Source organism: Bacillus sp. S4 (assembly GCF_040838205.1).
In the GTDB taxonomy this organism is placed as follows: Bacteria; Bacillota; Bacilli; order Bacillales; family Bacillaceae_G; genus Bacillus_A; species Bacillus_A cereus_U.
Genome location: NZ_JBFPJI010000342.1, coordinates 1 through 3,287, shown reverse-complemented (window position 1 = coordinate 3,287; position 3,287 = coordinate 1). Strand labels below are relative to the sequence as shown.

The following is a 3,287-nucleotide window of genomic DNA, read 5'->3' as shown; positions in this document are numbered from 1 at the left end:
GCATAATATCAGTATGAATCCCTATAGTAATATGAATTTTTGCATATTTTGAAATTCAGTATATCCTCCGAAAACTTTTGATTGTATAATGTGTTTTGTCATATTCTTTTAGATTTTTTGACAAAAAATAACAAAAAATAGAAGACGTATTGGGAGAAGGCATTATGTACACAAAACTATTAAAATCAATTACATCATTATCACTAATAGGTGGTGCTTTATTATATACAAATGGCAGTGATGTGAAAGCTGCTGAAGCGGGCGTTTTTTCTGATGTGCCTACATCGCATTGGTCGTATCCGGCGATTAAAGATTTAGCGGACAAAAATATTATTTCAGGTTATGGAAATGGGATATTTGGTTTTGGAGATGTTGCGACGAGGGAGCAAGTTGCAGCTTTAATTTATCGAGTGCTAGTGCCGAATAAGCAAGGCGGTTCGTTTAGTAATGATGGAACTCGTTACGTATTAAAAGATGGCTCTACGTTTAAAAATCCTTACGGTGATATTAATCGAGATTCTACAATGTTTCCAGAAGAGGTATTAACTTTAACGAATTTAGGGGTTTTTAAAGGTGATGAAAATGGCCGATTTAGACCTAAAGCTTCTGTGAGTCGTGCGGAAATGGCACAAATTCTTACAAATGCTTTTCATCTTTCTGCTAAACAAAAACATACATTTAATGATGTTCCAAGTCCATTTTGGGCAGAAAATGCGATTAGTGCGGTGCAATCAAACGGAATCGCAGATGGTACAGGCGACGGGGAATTTGAACCATATGGCACAGTAACACGTGAACAGTATGCACAGTTTTTATATAAAACTTTGAAATCTAAAAATACTGATGTAAAGGATACAGGAGATGCGGCATTATTAACAGCATTCAAAAATGAAGTGCAAACGCGTATTAATGCGTACGAAACGAACATTACACTTCCATATAAAACGAAAAATAGTAATACAAAAGAAGTGATGAATACACTTTTCACCGCATATAAAGAAGTCGCAAATAAAAATGAGTATACAAATTATAATAGATCGAATGTTTCATACTCACTATCTGGATCGCCCGGGAATTATACGTTTACGCTACATATTACATATCGCGAAACGAAAGAACAAACCGAGTATGTGATGAAAGAAGCGAAAGCGATCGTTTCTTCTATTATTCAAGTCGGTATGGATGATCATGAAAAAGTGAAGGCGGTTCATGATTACGTAGTAAAACATGTTTCTTACGATACGTCTTATAAAGCGTATACAGCATATGAGGCACTCGCGAATCGTTCTGCCGTTTGCCAAGGTTACACCCTATTAACCTATCAATTATTAAAAGAAGCTGGAATTGAGAATCATTTTGTAGTAGGAACTGGAGACGGTCAGCCTCATGCTTGGAATTTAGTTAAAATTAATAACAAATGGTACCATCTTGATACAACATTCGATGATCCAATACCTGATAAACAAGGGCGAGTAACATATTCTTATTTCAACTTATCAGATGAACAAATTGCAAGAAATCACGAGTGGAACCGCGGGGACTATCCGCAGGCTACAACAAATTATTATGACACACTTACAAATAAAATTGCAGCGGGTAGCTCTAAAACAACTGCATACGAGCAAATATTAAAAGATACAAAACTAAATTATTTAGCAGATGAATACGTTGCGAATAACTATAACGAATTAAAAAGTAAAATGCAGCAGCGCTATAGTGCAAAGCCTGAAAAGATTGAAATTCTGTATAAGCAATCAATGGACGGCGCACTGCAAGATGTGAAGAAGGCAATTGGAGAAATTCGTTTCCCGCAAGGCGCGAACCGTGTTTCTTATAAAGCGGAGCCGTATAATGCAAAAGAAGGGTATTCTTTGGTGACGATTACGTTTATGTATTAAAAACAACCTAGATCCATGTAAGGGATCTAGGTTGTTTTTTTATACCTAAATTTGACATATACAGTCGGACTGTATAAAATGAAACTATACAGTTGAACTATATAGTTTAGCTATATAACTATCGTTACATTGGAGGTCTCAATGAATAGAGATAAAAATTTACCATTAACGGAAACAACGTATTACGTTCTTTTAGCTTTATTAGAGCCAGCACATGGATATTTAATTATGCAAAAGGTAGAGGAACTTAGTAATCATCAAGTGAAAATCGCGGCGGGTACATTATATGGTGCGGTTGAAAATTTATTAAAGCAACAATTAATAGAATCTGTAAAAAGTGAAGATAAACGAAGAAAAGTGTATGTCATTACTGAACGCGGGAAAGAAGTATTACACTTAGACTTTATGAGGATGCAGCACATTGTTGGAGTTACAAAAAGCTTATTAAATGTATAGTTAGGGGGAAGCGATGATGTGGAGATTGAAATTCTTTTTAGATTTTGAAAAAGAGGAGAAATGGTTAGAAGAGATGGCTTGGAAAGGCTATCAACTAAAAAGTAATACATTTGGTTATAGATTTAGAATCGCAGAACCGGAAGATACGAAAATTAAAATAGATCATCGAATATTTAATAGACGAAGTGATTTTATTAATTATTGTACGTTATTTGAAGATAGTGGCTGGAAGCATATAGCCGGTAAATGGTGGTCTGGTACGCAATATTTTAAAAAGGTAAATGAGGAAAGTGAAGATGACATTTTTTCAGATCAAATGTCACGAGCAGGGAAGTATAAACGTCTATCTAAGACATTTTTAGAATTAGCAATATGTTATTTGCCGCTGTTAATCCTGTTTATGTTTAATAATACGGTTAATATAGGAGCGATTATAAATCCAAGAGAACTGTACTTTACACCGGGTTTATGGGATAAGCAAGGTGCAGCATTTTTAGGGTCATTCTTATTTGAAACACCATTTGCATTAATGAGAGGAATTGCAGGGCTATTTATTCCGGTTGCGATTGGTATGTTTTTCGTTTGCTCGTATAAAGCAAATAGGTTGTATGAAGAGAGAAAATGATATGGATCCCCTTAAGGCTGATGCTTTGAGGGGATTATTTTGGATTCATAAATGCATCTTCTTAAAATAGATTAATGAAAAGGATGCGGATTGGAAACAAATTATCATGATTTTAATTTTTATAAATCAAAAAAGGCATTTAATTAAGTAGGGGTCTCGACACATCTCCTATAATGATTGATATGTTACGTCTTTCAAAAGAATCTACTTTATAGAGTATGCCTACAATTTATATTTTACTATTTGTATTTTCATGAATATGTATAATTACATAAAGTTCAAGAGAAAAAGAGAGTATGCTTTGGAAT

Annotated in this window: 3 protein-coding genes; all 3 read left to right on the top strand. The window is 34.3% G+C overall.

Annotation, left to right across the window (positions count from 1 at the left end):
* Positions 1-164 precede the first annotated feature (164 nt).
* The 3 genes from AB3X48_RS19695 to AB3X48_RS19685 all read left to right on the top strand — a co-directional run bounded on the left by AB3X48_RS19695 (position 165) and on the right by AB3X48_RS19685 (position 2,979).
* Complete coding sequence (locus AB3X48_RS19695) at positions 165-1,898, top strand: S-layer homology domain-containing protein (protein WP_016103935.1); 1,734 nt, start codon at positions 165-167, stop codon at positions 1,896-1,898.
* 141 nt (positions 1,899-2,039) lie between these two features.
* The gene (locus AB3X48_RS19690) at positions 2,040-2,354 is read left to right on the top strand and encodes a PadR family transcriptional regulator (protein ID WP_002134744.1); all 315 of its coding nucleotides are present in this window, start codon (positions 2,040-2,042) and stop codon (positions 2,352-2,354) included.
* 16 nt (positions 2,355-2,370) lie between these two features.
* Entirely contained in the window at positions 2,371-2,979 is a 609-nt protein-coding gene (locus tag AB3X48_RS19685; RefSeq protein ID WP_033714640.1) for a DUF2812 domain-containing protein, read from the top strand.
* Positions 2,980-3,287: the final 308 nt, after the last annotated feature.

Bases quoted from the DNA above. Each gene is read 5' to 3' on its own strand.
- AB3X48_RS19695 (WP_016103935.1), top strand. From the start codon at position 165: ATGTACACAAAACTATTAAAATCAATTACATCATTATCACTAATAGGT.
- AB3X48_RS19690 (WP_002134744.1), top strand. From the start codon at position 2,040: ATGAATAGAGATAAAAATTTACCATTAACGGAAACAACGTATTACGTT.
- AB3X48_RS19685 (WP_033714640.1), top strand. From the start codon at position 2,371: ATGTGGAGATTGAAATTCTTTTTAGATTTTGAAAAAGAGGAGAAATGG.